The organism is Phenylobacterium deserti, assembly GCF_003254705.1.
GTDB lineage: Bacteria > Pseudomonadota > Alphaproteobacteria > Caulobacterales > Caulobacteraceae > Phenylobacterium > Phenylobacterium deserti.
In genome coordinates this window covers 1,548,556-1,564,405 of record NZ_QFYR01000001.1, presented here as the reverse complement: position 1 = coordinate 1,564,405, position 15,850 = coordinate 1,548,556, and the positions used below count along the sequence as shown (strand labels likewise).

The window sequence follows — 15,850 nt, the reverse complement described above, 5'->3', positions numbered from 1 at the left end:
TATGGAGCCGATGTCGAAAGCGCAGCGTGAGGCAGGACGGGAGGTCTTCCTTTCCCTCACTCCTCTCGTCGTTCTGGTTATCGGCCTCATCGTGTCAGGCGTTTGGAATGTCCGGGCTGACAAGCGATCAACGCCCTACCTGCGCAACCCAAACTTCGAAGCCTTGCCAGGCTGCCCGACGCGGCTCCGAGATGCGAACAGCATCTACAAGGCCTGCGTCGACAAGCGGTACCTCATCCGCCTTCCCTCCCGCTACAACCTGCCTCGGCCGCTGAAGGGATACCGCTGGATCCGGGTGGGCCCGGACGCGGTCTCCATCAACTGTTATAAGCGCAGCTGCGCCATCGATGAGGTCCGCCGTGGCACGTTCAGCCCCGGCGCCAAGTGGTTTGCTCAGGCCGCGTCGTAGGCCGCCTGCAACGCCGCGATGTCGATCTTGACCATCTGCATCATGGCGCCGAACGCAGCCTGCGCCTTCGCCTTGTTCGGATCGCTGTTCAGCCGCATCAGGATCTCGGGGGTGACCTGCCAGGAAACCCCGAACCGGTCCTTGAGCCAGCCGCACTGGGACGGCGCGCCGCCGCCCGCCAGCAGGCCGTCCCAATAGCGGTCGACCTCCGCCTGGTCCTTGCAGTGGACCACGAACGACACCGCCTCGTTGAAGCGGAAGTGCGGGCCGCCGTTCAGCGCCGTCCACGACTGGCCGTCCAGTTCGAAGCTGACGGTCATCACCGAACCCGCAGGGCCCGGCCCGCCCTCGGGGTAGCGGCTGATCGAGGTGATCTTCGAGTTCGGGAACAGCGCCACGTAGAACGCCGCGGCCTCTTCCGCCTGCGTATCGAACCACAGGAAGGGCGTGATCTTGGTCATGGGAGGGCTCCGGGTTTCACAAAGGACGCGGTCCCCAGCGATCACCCGACACGGCGCGCGATTTTTCTTCGATCCCACCTCGGCCGGCCTGGCCCAGCACGGATCGGAGCTTTGCTGCGCCTTCTGTGAGAATCCCTGCCTTGAAGCCGCCCATTTCGGGGCTTAGAAAACCTGACTAACGCAGTCGGATATTCCGGTCGCCTCCCCGCGATCTAGCGTAGCCGCAACCTCGAACTTATCTGAATGGTTGGAGGGGGCGAACGGTCCTTGCGCGCCAGATGCGCGACGGCCGGATGTCCGAGAAATTGAGGGGATAATCCATGGCCGCGAACGCGCTTGCCGTGATGTCGCCGGAAGGCGGCCTCAGCAGATACCTTTCGGAGATCCGCAAGTTTCCGATGCTCCCGAAGGACGAGGAGTTCATGCTGGCCAAGCGCTGGCAGGAGCATCAGGACGCCGAAGCCGCGCACAAGATGGTCACCAGCCACCTGCGCCTCGTGGCGAAGATCGCCATGGGCTACCGCGGCTACGGCCTGCCGATCGGGGAAGTGATCTCCGAAGGCAACGTCGGCCTGATGCAGGCGGTGAAGAAGTTCGATCCCGACCGCGGCTTCCGCCTGGCGACCTACGCCATGTGGTGGATCCGCGCCTCCATCCAGGAATACATCCTGCGCTCCTGGTCGCTCGTGAAGATGGGCACCACCGCGGCTCAGAAGAAGCTGTTCTTCAACCTGCGGAAGGCCAAGAGCGAGATCGAGGCCCTGGAGGAAGGCGACCTGCGGCCCGAACAGGTCCGCCAGATCGCCACCAAGCTCGGCGTGCTGGACGAGGAAGTGGTGTCCATGAACCGCCGCCTCGCCGGCGGCGACGCCTCGCTGAACGCGCCCCTGCGCTCGGACAGCGAAAGCGAGTGGCAGGACTGGCTGGTCGACGATCAGACCCCCAGCCAGGAGACCATGGTCGCCGACGCGGAGGAGCGGACCATCCGCATGAGCCTCCTCGAGGAAGCCATGAGCGAGCTCACCGACCGCGAGCGTCACATCCTGACCGAGCGGCGCCTGAAGGACGAGCCGACCACCCTGGAAGAACTCGCCTCGCAATACGGCGTCAGCCGCGAGCGGGTCCGCCAGATCGAGGTTCGCGCCTTCGAGAAGCTGCAGAAGTCGATGCGCGCCGCCGCCGAACAGCGCAACCTGGTCGACGCCTAGGCCGCGCGCTGGTCAGGGCTCGGCAGATAGGCCAGCAGCGGGGCGGCTTTCCGCTCCGCCTCGCTGCGGTCGAGCCGCTGGCTCAGGCTGGAAGCCTCGAACAGGTAGCGGTGGAAATCGCCCACCACCATGGTCAGGCGGCTGTCCGCGCCGCCGCCTGAGATCAGCTGCAGCTCGGTGGTCTGGGCCAGCATGGCCCGCAGCGCCTGCGCCGGGTCGCGGTCGATGGCTCCCAGCGCCGAGCGCAGGATCTTCAGGCACTGGCCGATGCGTGCGCCGTCCGTCGGGCCGTGCACGTCCACCTGCCGCTTCAGCGGCCCCTTGAACTCGGCCGAGTTGAACCGGCGACGATCTGGACCGACGTAGTCCACCGCCTCCACCCAGTCGCGCCCGCGCAGGGTCACAGCTTCCAGGCGGCGCATCAGGTCCTTCACCGTGAACGGCTTGCGCAGGAACTCGTGCACGCCCGCGTCCCGCGCCGCCAGGATCGCGCCGGCCGTCGCCTGGCTGGTGACCAGGATCACCGGCGCCTTGCGGCACGACAGGTCGCTGCGGCGCAGGGCCCGCGTCAGCGCGACGCCGTCCACCTTCTGATCCGACAGCTCGGCGAACACGATCTGCGGATCGTGCTCAGCCGCGAGCTCCATGGCCTGGGCGTTGCTCTCGGCGATCCAGGTCTCGGGCCGGCAGACGTCGCGCATCAGGCCCGCAACGAAGCGGGCGCTGGTCGGCTGCGGATCGACCACGAGCACCCGCTGGAGCAGCGGCTGCATGTTCTGGATCAGTTTGGCGTCGTGGTGGAACACGGCAGCAGGCCCCCTTGCCTCGGAGACCTGCTTAACTGTGGCGAGGTAAAGGACCTGTTGCGCCCTATGCGCGTATCTTCAGTCCTGGAAGGGATCGCGCATCAGGATGGTGTCGTCCCGCTGCGGGCTGGTGGACAGCAAGGCCACCGGGGCGCCGATCAGCTCCTCGATGCGCCGCACGTACTTCACCGCATTGGCCGGCAGGTCGCGCCAGGAGCGGGCGCCCTGGGTCGTCTCGCTCCAGCCTTCCATCTCCTCGTAGACCGGCGTCAGCGCCGCCTGGGCCTTCAGCCCGGCCGGCAGGTAGCCGATCTCCTCGCCGTCCAGCTGGTAGCCGGTGCAGATCTTCAGGGTCTTCAGCCCGTCCACGACGTCGAGCTTGGTCAGCGCGATGCCGTGGATGCCGTTCAGCGCCACCGACTGGCGCACCAGCGCCGCATCGAACCAGCCGCAGCGCCGCGCACGTCCCGTGACCACGCCGAACTCGCGGCCCACCGTGCCCAGGTGCTGGCCCACCTCGTCGAACAGCTCGGTCGGGAACGGGCCGCCGCCCACGCGGGTGGTGTAGGCCTTCACGATGCCGAGCACATATCCCGTGCCCTTGGGCCCCAGGCCCGAGCCCGCCGCCGCCTGGCCGGCCACCGTGTTGGACGACGTCACATAGGGATAGGTGCCGTGGTCCACGTCCAGCAGGGCGCCTTGGGCGCCTTCGAACAGCACGCGGCGCCCCGCCTTCACCACCTCGTCCAGCATCAGCCACGCGGGCTTGGCGAACGGCAGGATCTTCGGCGCCATCTCGGTCAGCTCGGCCATCAGCGCCGCACCGTCCGCTTCCGGCAGGCCGAGGCCCCGGCGCAGCGGGCCGTGGTGGGCCAGCAGGCGGTCGATCTTGGCTTCCAGCGCTTCACGATCGGCCAGGTCGGCGACGCGGATCGCCCGGCGGCCGACCTTGTCTTCGTAAGCCGGACCGATGCCGCGGCCGGTGGTCCCGATCTTGTTCGTGGCGGCGGCCTCGCGCGCCTGGTCGAGGTCGCGGTGCCAAGGCAGGATAAGGCAGGCGTTGTCGGCCAGCACCAGCAGCTCGGGGCCGATGTTCACGCCCTGCGCGCCCAGCTTCTCGATCTCGCTCAACAGGTGCCAGGGATCGACCACCACGCCGTTGCCGATGATCGACAGCTTGCCCTGCACCACGCCCGACGGCAGCAGGCTGAGCTTGTAGGTCTGGTCGCCCACCACCAGGGTGTGGCCGGCGTTGTGACCGCCCTGGAAGCGCACGACCACGTCGGCCCGGTTGCTCAGCCAGTCGACGAGCTTGCCCTTGCCTTCGTCGCCCCATTGGGCGCCGATCACGGTCACGTTGGCCATTGGATACGATCTCCCCACCTGCCCGGAAGAGCCCAACCGCCCTTCGACAGGTGCTCGGCGGATGAGCTTGAGATCAGTTGTGGCGCCCCAGGTCAAACCAGCACGGGCCGGGCCAGCGAGCGCGGGCGCCGTTTAGACCACCTGCCCGCTCGCCTCAAGCCCCTGGAGCGGCCCCGCCGTGCGCGCTATCAGGCGCCATGACCGTCACCTTCGCCGACATCGAGGCCGCCGCCGGACGTATCGCCGGCGTTGCGGTGGAAACGCCGCTGATCGAAAGCCCGGCGCTGAACGCCCGTCTGAGCGCGCGCGTGCTGATCAAGGCGGAGGTCCTGCAGCGCGCCGGCGCCTTCAAGTTCCGGGGCGCCTACAATCGCCTGGTCCAGCTCAGTCCAGAGGAACGAAGCCGCGGCGTCGTGGCCTTCTCCTCCGGCAACCATGCCCAGGGCGTTGCCCTGGCCGCCCAGCTGCTCGGGATCGCGGCGGTGATCGTCATGCCGTTGGACGCGCCCGCCGTGAAGGTGGAGGCCACGCGCGGCTATGGCGCGGAGGTGCGCTTCTACGACCGTCTCAAGGACAGCCGCGAAGCCATCGCCTCAGAAATCGCGCGCGAGCGGGGCTCGGTTGTCGTGCCCGCCTTCGACGACCCGCACATCATCGCCGGCCAGGGCACGGCGGGGCTGGAAATGGCCCGTCAGGCCCGAGCGCTGGGCACGGACTTCGACGTCCTGCTTGCGCCGATCAGCGGCGGCGGCCTGGTCGCCGGCGTTTCGGAGGCGGTGAAGACGCTGTCCCCCTGCACCCAGGTGTGGGGCGTGGAGCCGGCGCTGTTCGACGACACCCGTCAGTCGCTTGAAGCCGGCGAGCGGGTGACCATCAAGCCGCAGGGCCGCTCGCTGTGTGACGCCCTGGAATCGCCGTTCCCGGGCGAGCTGACCTTCCCGCTGATGAAGAAGAACCTGGCCGGCGCGGTGGGCGTCACCGATTCGGAAGTCGCCGAGGCGATGCGCTACGCCTTTTCCACCCTGAAGCTGGTGGTGGAGCCCGGCGGATCGGTCGGCCTCGCCGCGCTGCTGGCGGGCAAGGTCGACGTGAAGGGCAAGACCATCGGGCTGCTGCTCTCCGGCGGCAACGTCGATCCGGACCTGTTCGCCCGCGTGATCGGCGGCGAGCTCTAGGCCGCTTCAGCCGCGCCGCCCACTGGGCAAGCCAGCAGGGGCGGCGCAGCCTTGGCTAGAGCCGGTCGTCCGGCGCCGCCCGCCCGGCCGGCGCGGCTTCCCGCGGCGTGGTCAGCCGCGCCAGGCGCGGCGTCAGCCACCGCTCGAAGTCGTCGGCGAACTCGTAGACCACCGGCACCAGCACCAGCGACAGCAGGGTCGAGGTGATCAGGCCGCCGATCACCGCCACCGCCATGGGCTGACGGAACTCGGCCCCGTGCTCCAGGGCCAGGGCCGTGGGCACCATGCCGGCCGCCATGGCAACGGTGGTCATCAGGATCGGCCGGGCCCGTTCGCGGCAGGCCTCCATCAGCGCTTGGCGCTGGGGCATGCCCTCCCGTTCGCGCTCGATGGCGTACTCCACCAGCAGGATCGAGTTCTTGGCCGCCAGGCCCAGCAGCATCAGGAAGCCGATCAGCGAGGAGATCGACAGCGACTGCCGGAACAGCATCAGGCCGATGAACGCCCCGCCCACCGCCAGCGGCAGGGCCGAGAGGATCACCACCGGCTTGAAGAACGAGCGGAACAGCAGGATCAGCACGCCGAAGATCATCGCCACGCCGGCGAAGATCGCCATGCCGAACGAGCCGAACAGCTCCGCCATGGCTTCGGCGTCGCCGATCGCGCCCGGCCGCACGCCCGGCGGCAGGTTCTTCATGATCGGCAGGTTGTTCACGGCCTTGGTGGCGGTGCCCAGGGTCTGCCCCTCGTTGAGCTCGGCCTCGACGGTCAGTTGCCGCTCGCGATTCAGGCGGTTGATCCGCGCGGGACCGGCCTGGAACTCCACATCGGCGACGACGTCCAGCCGAGTCGTGCCGCCGCTCGCCGTGGGCAGCTGCAGGGCGCGGATGCGCTCCACGTCCGCCCGCGCGTCGGCCGGCAGGCGCACGCGGATCGGGATCCGCCGCTCTCCCTCGTTCAGCTTGGCCACGTTGGCGTCGATCTCGCCCGATGTGGCGATGCGCGCCACCTGGGCGATGGTGTCCACCGACACGCCCAGTCGGGCGGCCTCGTCGGCTCGCGGGCGGATCACCACCTCAGGGCCGACAGGCGGGGTCGAGGGCCGGGGATCGGACAGCTCGGGCAGGGTCCGCATCTGGCGCTCCAGCTCGAACGCCGCCTTGTCCAGGTTCGCCGGATTGCTGCCGGTCAGCACCTGTTGGAAGCCGGCGGTCCCCTGGAAGTTCAGGAAGCTCACCCGCGCGTCGGGGATGGCCAGCAGCTGGTCGCGGTACTTGGTGCGCAGCTCCGCGCCGGTGACGTCGCGATCCGACTTCAGCAGCACGGTGACAGTGCCGTTGCGCAGGTCGCTGCCGCCAACCCCGCCGAACCCGCCGCTCATGGCGGTGGAGCCGACCTGAGCGAACACGCCGGTGACCAGCGGCTCCTTCTCGAAGATGGCGGTGATCCGGCGGACCGTGTCTTCCATGTCCGACGCCGTGGCGCCGGGCGGCCCCTGCACATTGACGTAGACGTAGTCCGGATCGCCGGCCGGCTGGAACTCCGTCGGGATGAACGGCAGCATCGCGATCGAGCCGAAGAACAGCACCGTGCCGATGATCAGCGACAGGATGCGGTGGTCCAGCGCCCAGTTCAGGGTCTTGCGGTAGAAGGCCGGCATCGGCCGCGGATCGTGCGGTTTGGTGGTCGGCTTGAGGAAGTAGGCGGCCAGCAGGGGCGTCAGCAGGCGCGCCACCACCAGGGAGAACAGCACGGCCACCGACACGGTGAGGCCGAACTCCTTGAAGAACTGCCCGGCGATGCCCGGCATGAAGCTGACCGGCGCGAACACCACCACGATGGTGAAGGTGGTCGCCACCACCGCCAGGCCGATGGCGTCGGCGCCTTCCATGGCGGCCTGGAACGGCCGCATCCCTGCAGCCACCCGCTTCTCGATGTTCTCGATTTCCACGATGGCGTCGTCGACCAGGATGCCGATCACCAGCGTCAGGGCCAGCAGGGTCACCACGTTCAGCGAGAAGCCGAACAGCGCCATGGCCGCAAAGGTCGGGATCAGCGAGATCGGCATGGCCAAGGCGGTGATCAGGGTCGCGCGCCAATCCCGCAGGAACAGGAACACCACCGCCGCCGCCAGCAGCATGCCTTCCACCAGCACCCGCTGGGTGGCCTCGAAGCTCGCCCGGGTCTCGTCCACCGAGGCGAAGATCCGGGTGAAGGTCACGCCGGGGTTGGCCTTCTCCAGCCGCTCCAGGGCGGCGACCACCCGATCGTCCACCTGCACGTCGCTGGACTCGCGGGTCTTCATGACCTGGAAGCCGACGACCGGACGACCGTTCAGGCGGGCGAAGCCGCGCACTTCGGCCGCGCCGTCACCCACCTCGGCCACGTCGGTGAGCTTCACGAAACGCCCGTCACCGGTGGGGATGGTCAGGTTGCGCAGCTCGTTGACGGTATCGACCTGCCCCAGGATCCGCAGGGTCTGTTCACGACCGCCGACGGTCACCCGACCACCGGGCGCGTCCAGCTGGAAACCACGCAGGGCGTTGTTCACCTGGGCCGCAGTCAGGCCGCGCGCCGCCAGACGGTCCGGATCGACCAGGATGTTGATCTCCCGGGTCGTGCCGCCGACGCGGGCGACCTGGGCCACGCCGCTCTGCGCCTGCAGTTCCCGGGCGATGGTGTCGTCCACGAACCAGGACAGCTCGGCGTCCGACATCTCGGGCGCGGCGACCGCATAGGTCAGGATCGGCGCGCTTTCGATCTCCACCCGGCTGACGATGGGCTCGTCGATGTCGCGCGGCAGGACCGCGCGAGCCTGGTCGATCTTGGCGCGGACCTCGTCGGTCTTCTGCTGCAGGTCCTCGCCCATTTCGAACTCGATGTTCGTGGTCGAGACACCTTGGGTGACGATGGACTGGACGTTCTTCACCGCCGAGATGCCGGCCAGGGCGTCCTCCACCGGCCGGGTGATCTGGGTCTCCATCTCGCCGGGCGCGGCGCCGTTCTGCGTGACGGTGACCGAGACCATCGGGAAGGTGACGTTCGGGAACTGCTTCACCGGCAGCATGCCGTAGGAAAGAATCCCGGCGATCATCAGCGCCAGGAACAGCACCGCCACAGGCACCGGATTGCGGATGCCCCAGGCGGAGATCTTCAGGCCGCCGCCGGGCTGGACATGGGGATCGCTCATCGCGCTGCGCTCGCGTTCGCGGGATTGGCGGCCGGGGCGACTGCGCCCTCGACCGGCCGGACGAGATCGCCGTCCACCAGGAAGGCGGCGGCGTTCTGGACGACTCGGGCGCCGGCCGGCGGGCCATTGACCAACTGAACCCAGCCCCCGCCGCGCTCGCCCGTCCTGACCGGAACTTCGCGGACGCGGTTGTTGGCTTGCACAACCATCACGCTGGCGCCGTCCGCGTCATAGCGGATCGCCGTTTCCGGCACGGCCAGGCCCTGGCCGACCGCGTCGGTGAACACCGCCCGGCCGAAGCCGCCCGAGCGGATGCCCGCCTGGGCTGGCAGGCTGACGCGCACGTAGCCGAGCTTGGTCTGCGGATCGATCTCCGGGCTGACCAGACGGATCGTGCCGTTCACCGTCACGCCGTCCGTTAGGGTGACGGTGGCGCGCTGGCCGGCGCGCACCCGAGCGAGATCGTCCTGGGACATCTGGGCCTGCAGCTCGATCTGACCATCGCGCGCCAGCCGGAACCAAGGCGTCGCGCCGCCGGCCGCCAGGTCACCCGGACGCACCGTGCGCTCCAGAACCAGCCCCGACACCGGAGCGGTCACCGACAGCTTGCGCAGCCGGGTCTGCAGGTCGCGCAGTTGGGCCCGCGAGGCTTCGGCCTGCAGGCGCCGCTGGACGATCTGCTCCTGCGAAAGCACGCCGCTGTTGTCGAGTCCTTGCACCCGGCGGGCCTGGTCCTCCGCCTGCGCGGCCTGAGCGCGCGCCTGGGCGACCTGCGCCTCCAACAGGGCGGGATCCAGCTGCACCAGGGTCTGACCGGCGCGGACGTAGTCGCCCACTTCGGCAAGCACCCGAAGCACGCGGTAGCCGGTCACTTCCGGCGCCACGGCGGCTTCTTCGCGGGGCACGAGGTCGCCTGAAGCGGCCAAAGCGCCGGCGACCGCCCGCGGCTGAAGGGTGATCACGCGCACCGAGCGCGCCTGCTGCGGCGCGGCCGGCTTGGTCTGCTCCGGCGCCTTGTGGCATCCGGCCACCGCGAGGCTCGCTGCGCCCAGGGTGATGGCGAGCGGCAGGATGGCCAGTTGGGATCGTCTCATGTCGGTCATCGGGCCTGGGCGTTGGTCGGGAAATCTTGAGCGGGCCAGCCGCCGCCCAGGGCCTGGTAGGCCTGGACCGCGCGGCGCAGGGCCTGCACCTGGGCGGAGGTGAGCTGGGTGCGGGTGGCCCGCCACGACTGCTCGGCGGAAAGGGTGGTCTGCAGGTCGTTCAGCCCGCGCTGGTAGCCGATGCGCGAAGCCTCGAAGGCCCGCGCGGCGCGCACCTCGCCGTCCCGCAGCAGCGCCACGCGCCGGCGGTCGGCGTCCAGGCGCACCAGCGCGCCTTCGCTTTCCTGGAAGGCGGTCTGAACCGCTCGTTCGTAGCCGATCACCGCCTGCTCGGTCCGGGCGTTCTGCGCCCGCAGTTCGGCCAGCAGGCGCGGGATGTCGAGAATCGGCTGGCTCACCGCCCCGCCGATGCTCCAGTTCGCGGTCTCGGACTCGAAGCCCGGCTGGATGTTTCTGGACCAGCCGAGGCCTGGCGTGAGGGTGAAGGTCGGCAGGAAGGCAAGTCGGGCCAAGGCGGTCTGCCCGGCTGCGGAGACCACCCGCGCCTGTGCTTCGCGCACGTCGGGGCGGCGGGCCAGCAGCTGGCTGGGGATGGAGGCCGGAACCGGCGGCGTCTCGCCCACGGCGGGCGGGACGTTCAGGCTGGCGGTGGGCTCCACCACCCGGCCGGCCAGGATCAGCAGCGTCCGCTTCTGCGCCTGCAGCTCGGCTTCCAGCGCCGCCACCTGGGCGTTGGCCTGGGCGAGGTCGCCGGCGATGCGGTCGGCGTCGGCGGAAGCCGCGAGCCCCGCCTGGGCACGGCGGGTGGCCAAGTTGGAAAGTTCCGTCTGGATCCGCGCGGTCTCCCGCGCATCGGCCACCTGGATCGCAAGCCCGCGCGCCTGGAAATAGGCGTCGGCCACTTGTGCGGCGACGTTGGCCCGCGCCGCTTCATAGGCGAAGCGGCTGGCCGCCACTTCCGCATTCGCCGCCCGCCGCGCCGACAGGAAGCGGCCGAAGAAGTCGAGCTGCCAGCTTACGTCGAAGTTGGCGGAGTAGGCTTCCGAAACGCCGGTGTTGGAGAAGCCTGGGATGTTGATCACCTGGCCGCCCAGCTGCTCGGTTTCCGTCCGACGGGCCGAGCCGGTCAGGTTCCCTTGCGGGAAGAACTGCTGCAGCAGACTGCCGGTCCGCGTGGCGCGCGCTTCCTGCAGCCGCGCCGCCGCGGTCCGTGCGTCGGTGTTGCGCGCCAGGGCGTCGTCCACCAGCTGGGTCAGCTGCGGATCGTTGAAGGCCGTCCACCAGCGATCCAGCGCGATCGCGTCGGCCGGCGCGCCTTGAACGGCTTCAAACGCCGACGGCAAGGCCACGTCGGCCTGGCGCGCCGACGTGGCGCAGCCCGCAAGCGCGGTGCTTCCGATCAGCAGCAGAATGGGAAGGGAACGCATCGAACCGTTCGTTTCTGGGCCCGCCGCGGCCCGGTGCTTGAAACCTTCCAAAACGCGATGCGCCGGCAAGACGCACCGGAAAGCTCTTCGTACGGCGTACGGACTTCCCTAAAGCTGAAACTTCGTATGCTGTAAAGTGAATTTCGTATATAGGCTCTGGTATGTCTTCTGAAGATAGCGGCGCCGATCACCGCCGAAGCATCGAGCTTCTCTGGGGCAGGGCCGAAACCGGCCGCCGGGGCCCCAAGCCGCGCCTGTCCGTCACCGAGGTCGTCGCCGCGGGCGTGAAGCTCGCCGACGAGGAAGGCGTCGCCGCCATCTCCATGCGCCGCGTGGCCGAGGCCGTCGGCCTCTCGCCCATGGCGCTCTACACCTACGCGCCCTCCAAGATCGAACTGATCGACCTGATGCTGGACGCCATCTGGGGCGAGATGCAGGCGCCGGGTCCCGAGCTCGCCCACTGGCGCGATCGGATGGAGTTCTTCGCCAAGCAGCACTGGGCCCTGGGCCGCCGGCACCCGTGGATGCTCCAGGTCGGCACGCACCGCCCGCCGCTGGGTCCCAACGTCCTGGCCATGGCCAACACGGCCTTCGGAATGCTCGACGGGCTGGGGCTTTCCGGTGTGGAGATCGATCAGCTCATGCATCTGGTCGCCGACTACGTCCGCGGTGCCCTGCGCACCGCCCTTGAAGCTGACGACGTGGAGCGGATCACCGGCATCACCGACGAGCAGTGGTGGCAGATGCACGAGCCCCTGCTGGGCGATCTGATCGACCGAGGGGATTTTCCCCACCTGGTCCGCGTGGGGGCCGAGGTGAAGACCGCCTACCGGGGCCAGAACGTCCAGCTCGCCCATTTCGAGTTCGGGCTGCAGCGGGTGCTCGACGGCGTGGAGGCCTACATCGCCAAGCGTGCGACGTCTGGGGACCGCTAGCGCGTTCCCCCGCAAGCCAATAGGCTCCCGCCATCCTGAGTTGGGGGATCCTCCTTGAAGACGCTTTTCTCCGCTGCGGCCGCTGTCGCCCTCCTGAGCGGCTCGGCCGTCGCCCAGACGCCGGTTATCGATCCGGCGCGCATCGCCCAGCACGTCAAGGTGCTGGCGGACGACAGCTTCGAAGGCCGCGCGCCCGCCACGGCCGGTGAAGAAAAGACGGTCGCCTACATCACGCAACAGTTCAAAGCCGCCGGCCTGCAGCCCGGCGGCGATCCGGGTCCCAACGGCCGGGCCTGGACCCAGGCCGTGCCCCTCGCTCGGTTCGAAATGAAGGGCCCGGTGTCGGCTTCCGTCACCGCAGTCGGCCAGCGCCAGGCCTGGACCCAGGGCGAGCAGGTGGCCCTTCGCGCCTCCGCGTCCGGCCAGACCCAGGTCAGCGTGAAGGACGCCCCGGTGGTCTTCGTCGGCTACGGCGTCAGCGCGCCGGAACGGAACTGGGACGACTTCAAGGGCGTGGACCTGAAGGGCAAGATCGCGCTCGTCCTCGTCAACGACCCTGACTTCGAGACGGGGCAAGGCGACTTTGGCGGCAAGGCCATGACCTACTATGGCCGCTGGACCTACAAGTACGAGGAAGCCGCCCGCCAGGGCGCGATCGGCTTCCTGGTGATCCACGAGACGGCGCCGGCTTCCTACGGCTGGGCGACGGTGAAGAACTCGAACACCAACGCCATCTTCGACATCATCCGCGACACCCCCGGCGCAACTCATGCGCCCGTGGAAGGCTGGGTGCAGCGCGACGTCGCTGTCGGCCTGTTCCGGAAGGCGGGTCTCGACTTCGAAGCCCTGAAGAAGCAGGCCCAAACTCGCGAATTCCGGCCTGTGACCCTGAACGGCGTCACCTTCTCCGCTGACTACGCGGTGAACGCAGAGAAGGTCGTCTCCCGCAACGTGGTCGGCGTCCTGCCGGGGACCCAGCGTCCCGACGAGCGGATCATCTACTCGGCCCACTGGGACCACCTGGGCGTCGGCGAGCCTGACGCGAAGGGCGACCGCATCTACAACGGGGCCGTCGACAACGCCGATGGCGTCGCCTCCATCATCGAGATCGCCCGGGCGTTTGCGCGCGGGCCCAAGCCGCAGCGTTCGGTCGTCTTCCTGTCGGTCACGGCCGAAGAGAAGGGCCTGCTCGGCACCGAGTACTACGCCGCCAACCCGCTCTATCCGTTGGCCACCACCGTGGCGGACATCAACCTGGACGCCCTCAGCGTCTCAGGGCCGGCGCGCGACATCAGCACCTCCGGCAACGCGCCGCTCACCCTTCAGGATGACCTGATCCGGGTGGCCAAAGCGCACGGTCGCACCTTCACGCCGGACCCGCGGCCGGAAGCCGGCGGCTTCTACCGCTCGGACCATTTCCCGTTCGCAAAGCGCGGCGTGCCGGCCCTGTCCATCGAGTCTGGCGAAGACCTCGTGAAGGGCGGCAAGGCCGCAGGCGAAGCCGCCGCCAAGGCCTACACCGAAGCCCGATACCACCAGCCCGCGGACGAGTTCGACGCCAGTTGGGACCTGACCGGCCTCGCCCAGGAAGTGACCATCGCCTACGATCTGGGCCGCGAGCTGGCCAATTCCCGCACCTGGCCGGAGTGGAAGCGAGGCGCCGAGTTCAAGGCCGAGCGGGACAAGACCGCGAGCCAGAGGAAGTAAGCCATGAGCGGGCGGCTCTATTTCGGCATCGGCGGCTGGACCTTCGAGCCCTGGCGCGGGGTCTTCTATCCCAAGGGCCTGCGCCAGGCGGATGAGCTGGAGTACGCCGCCCGGCACGTGACCACGATCGAGATCAACGGCACCTACTACTCGACGTTCAAGCCGGACAGCTTCGCCAAGTGGCGGGCCTGCACGCCGGACGGGTTCAAGTTCGCTGTGAAAGCGTCGCGGTTCTGCACGAACCGAAAGGTGCTGGCCGACATGGGCCAGTCGATGGAAGTGTTCCTGAACCAGGGCATCAGCGAACTGGGCGACCGGCTTGGCCCGATCCTGTGGCAGTTCATGGCGACCAAGAAGTTCGACCCGGTCGACTTCGAGGGTTTCCTGCAGCTCCTGCCCGACAAGCTCGATGGCTTGCCGCTGCGCCACGTGCTGGAGCCACGTCACGACAGCTTCAAGGATCCCGCCTTCATCGCCTTGTGCCGCAAGTACAATGTGGCGATCTGCCTGGCCGACCACGCCAGCTATCCGATCATTCCGGACGTCACGTCGGACTTCGTCTACGCCAGGCTGCAGACAGGCTCCGACGACGTCGAGACCGCCTATCCGCCTGAGACGCTGGACCTGTGGGCCAGCCGCCTGAAGACCTACGCTGAGGGCGGCCGCCCCGAGGACTTGCCCGCCGTCGATCCCGCCGCAGCGGCGTCCGTCACGCCCCGCGACGTCTTCGCCTACGTCATCCACGAGGGGAAGGTCCGCGCGCCGGCCGCCGCCATGGCGCTGATCGAACGGACCCGCTAGACCCGGCGTGCATGACCGACGCCGCCCGCGACGCCCAGTTCGAAGAAGCCATGCGCCTGGAGAAGGCCGGCGACGCTGAGGGCGCCGTTCGGATTCTGCAGGAGCTGGCCAAACCAGCCCTGACCATGAAGATCGCTCAGGCCATGGGCGTGACGCTGCTCAATGCCGCGCGGTTCGATGAGGCCGAACGCTGGCTTGGCCAGGCCGCCAGACACCGCCCCTCCAACGTCGGCGTGCGCACCAACCTTGGCCGCGTCTACGAGGGCCAGGGCCGCTTCGAGCTGGCGGAGCTGGAGTACAAGACCGCGCTCGCCTTCGAGCCGGAGAGCACCTACGCCAAGCTTGCCTTCGCCAACTTCCTGCTGTCGGGCGGGCGCTATCGCGAGGGCTGGCCGCTGATGGAAGTGCGCGCCCAGGAGTACCCGGACCTCGTTCCGCCGGTGACGGACGACTTCCCCGAGTGGAAGGGCCAGCCGCTGGCCGGCAAGTCGATCCTGGTCTGGTACGAGCAGGGCTTTGGCGACCAGATCCAGATGTGCCGGTTCGCGCGCGAGCTTAAGGCTCGCGGCGCGTCTCGCGTCACCCTCGGCTGCCGCCCGCCGCTCGCAAAGCTGTTCAGCACCCTGGATGCGGCGGACGAGATCGTTCCGGTGGGACGCGATGAACTCGTCGCGGTCCGCGGACACGACTACTGGACCCGCTACTTCTCCATGCCAGCCTATCTCGGCACGACGCTGGAGAGCCTCTGGACAGGCCCTTACCTCGGAGCGTCCGACGACAAGCGGGAGAAGTGGCGCGGCTGGTCCGGCGTGGGCCTCGCTTGGCGGGCCAGCGCCACCGGCTTTAATGCAGCCAACAAGTCCTTGCCTCCGGAGCAAGCCCGGCGCCTGTTCGACCTGGGCGTGGTCAGCCTGGACCCGGAGGACACCGGCGCCACCGACTTTGCCGACACCGCCGCCATCATCGAGCAGCTGGACCTGGTGATTTCCATCGACAGCGCGCCGGCCCATCTGGCCGGCGCCATGGGCAAACCGGTGTGGACGCTGCTGCCTTTCCTGAAGCTCGACTGGCGCTGGCTGCGCAGCGGCGATGGTTCGCCTTGGTACCCCAGCATGCGCCTCTACCGTCAATCCAAGGCGTCGGACTGGCCCGCCACGATCGACCGCGTCATCGACGATCTTCGCGCCGCCGGACACGCCTGAGCTCGACCTGCCGGCTTTGCGAGACCAGCGACGCGCACTACAGTGACGCGCGTCATCTTTG

13 protein-coding genes are annotated in these 15,850 nt (G+C 68.8%); 7 read left to right on the top strand and 6 right to left on the bottom strand.

Annotated features, from left to right (window positions below):
- Position 1 precedes the first annotated feature (1 nt).
- Positions 2–409 carry an RcnB family protein gene (locus DJ018_RS07900; protein ID WP_111514277.1) on the top strand — a complete coding sequence of 136 codons (408 nt, stop codon included), beginning with the start codon at positions 2–4 and terminating at the stop codon, positions 407–409.
- Here DJ018_RS07900 and DJ018_RS07895 read toward each other — a convergent pair.
- The gene (locus DJ018_RS07895) at positions 394–870 is read right to left on the bottom strand and encodes a VOC family protein (protein ID WP_111514276.1); all 477 of its coding nucleotides are present in this window, start codon (positions 868–870) and stop codon (positions 394–396) included. The two genes, DJ018_RS07900 and DJ018_RS07895, sit on opposite strands and share 16 nt — an antisense overlap.
- Before the next feature lie 320 nt (positions 871–1,190).
- On the opposite strand from DJ018_RS07895, the gene rpoH reads away from it, so the two are divergent.
- Positions 1,191–2,078, top strand: coding sequence for an RNA polymerase sigma factor RpoH (gene rpoH / locus DJ018_RS07890; protein WP_111514275.1), 888 nt, complete (start codon positions 1,191–1,193; stop codon positions 2,076–2,078).
- On the opposite strand, the gene DJ018_RS07885 is transcribed toward rpoH, so the two are convergent.
- Entirely contained in the window at positions 2,075–2,884 is an 810-nt protein-coding gene (locus tag DJ018_RS07885) for a response regulator (protein ID WP_240609477.1), read from the bottom strand. The genes rpoH and DJ018_RS07885 overlap by 4 nt on opposite strands.
- 78 nt (positions 2,885–2,962) lie before the next feature.
- Positions 2,963–4,249: an adenylosuccinate synthase gene (locus tag DJ018_RS07880; protein WP_111514274.1), complete on the bottom strand. Its 1,287-nt coding sequence runs from the start codon at positions 4,247–4,249 to the stop codon at positions 2,963–2,965.
- A 197-nt stretch (positions 4,250–4,446) separates the two neighbouring features.
- Between DJ018_RS07880 and DJ018_RS07875 the strand changes: the two genes are divergently transcribed.
- Positions 4,447–5,424, top strand: a complete 978-nt coding sequence (locus DJ018_RS07875) for a threonine ammonia-lyase (RefSeq protein WP_111514273.1) — start codon at positions 4,447–4,449, stop codon at positions 5,422–5,424.
- 55 nt (positions 5,425–5,479) lie between these two features.
- On the opposite strand, the gene DJ018_RS07870 is transcribed toward DJ018_RS07875, so the two are convergent.
- The 3 genes from DJ018_RS07870 to DJ018_RS07860 are packed head-to-tail and all read right to left on the bottom strand — an operon-like array spanning position 5,480 to position 11,144.
- On the bottom strand, positions 5,480–8,614 hold the full coding sequence (locus DJ018_RS07870; protein ID WP_111514272.1) for an efflux RND transporter permease subunit: 3,135 nt from the start codon (positions 8,612–8,614) through the stop codon (positions 5,480–5,482).
- Positions 8,611–9,708 carry an efflux RND transporter periplasmic adaptor subunit gene (locus tag DJ018_RS07865; RefSeq protein WP_240609476.1) on the bottom strand — a complete coding sequence of 366 codons (1,098 nt, stop codon included), beginning with the start codon at positions 9,706–9,708 and terminating at the stop codon, positions 8,611–8,613. The genes DJ018_RS07870 and DJ018_RS07865 overlap by 4 nt, the downstream gene beginning before the upstream one ends.
- Positions 9,709–9,713: 5 nt before the next feature.
- Entirely contained in the window at positions 9,714–11,144 is a 1,431-nt protein-coding gene (locus DJ018_RS07860; protein WP_111514730.1) for an efflux transporter outer membrane subunit, read from the bottom strand.
- 161 nt (positions 11,145–11,305) lie between these two features.
- Between DJ018_RS07860 and DJ018_RS07855 the strand changes: the two genes are divergently transcribed.
- The 4 genes from DJ018_RS07855 to DJ018_RS07840 are packed head-to-tail and all read left to right on the top strand — an operon-like array spanning position 11,306 to position 15,789.
- Positions 11,306–12,079, top strand: coding sequence for a TetR/AcrR family transcriptional regulator (locus DJ018_RS07855; protein ID WP_111514270.1), 774 nt, complete (start codon positions 11,306–11,308; stop codon positions 12,077–12,079).
- Positions 12,080–12,133: 54 nt separating this feature from the next.
- Positions 12,134–13,786 (top strand): M28 family metallopeptidase, encoded by a 1,653-nt coding sequence (locus DJ018_RS07850; protein ID WP_111514269.1) that lies wholly within the window; start codon positions 12,134–12,136, stop codon positions 13,784–13,786.
- A gap of 3 nt (positions 13,787–13,789) precedes the next feature.
- Positions 13,790–14,587, top strand: a complete 798-nt coding sequence (locus DJ018_RS07845) for a DUF72 domain-containing protein (protein WP_111514268.1) — start codon at positions 13,790–13,792, stop codon at positions 14,585–14,587.
- An 11-nt stretch (positions 14,588–14,598) separates the two neighbouring features.
- Complete coding sequence (locus DJ018_RS07840; RefSeq protein WP_111514267.1) at positions 14,599–15,789, top strand: tetratricopeptide repeat protein; 1,191 nt, start codon at positions 14,599–14,601, stop codon at positions 15,787–15,789.
- Positions 15,790–15,850: the final 61 nt, after the last annotated feature.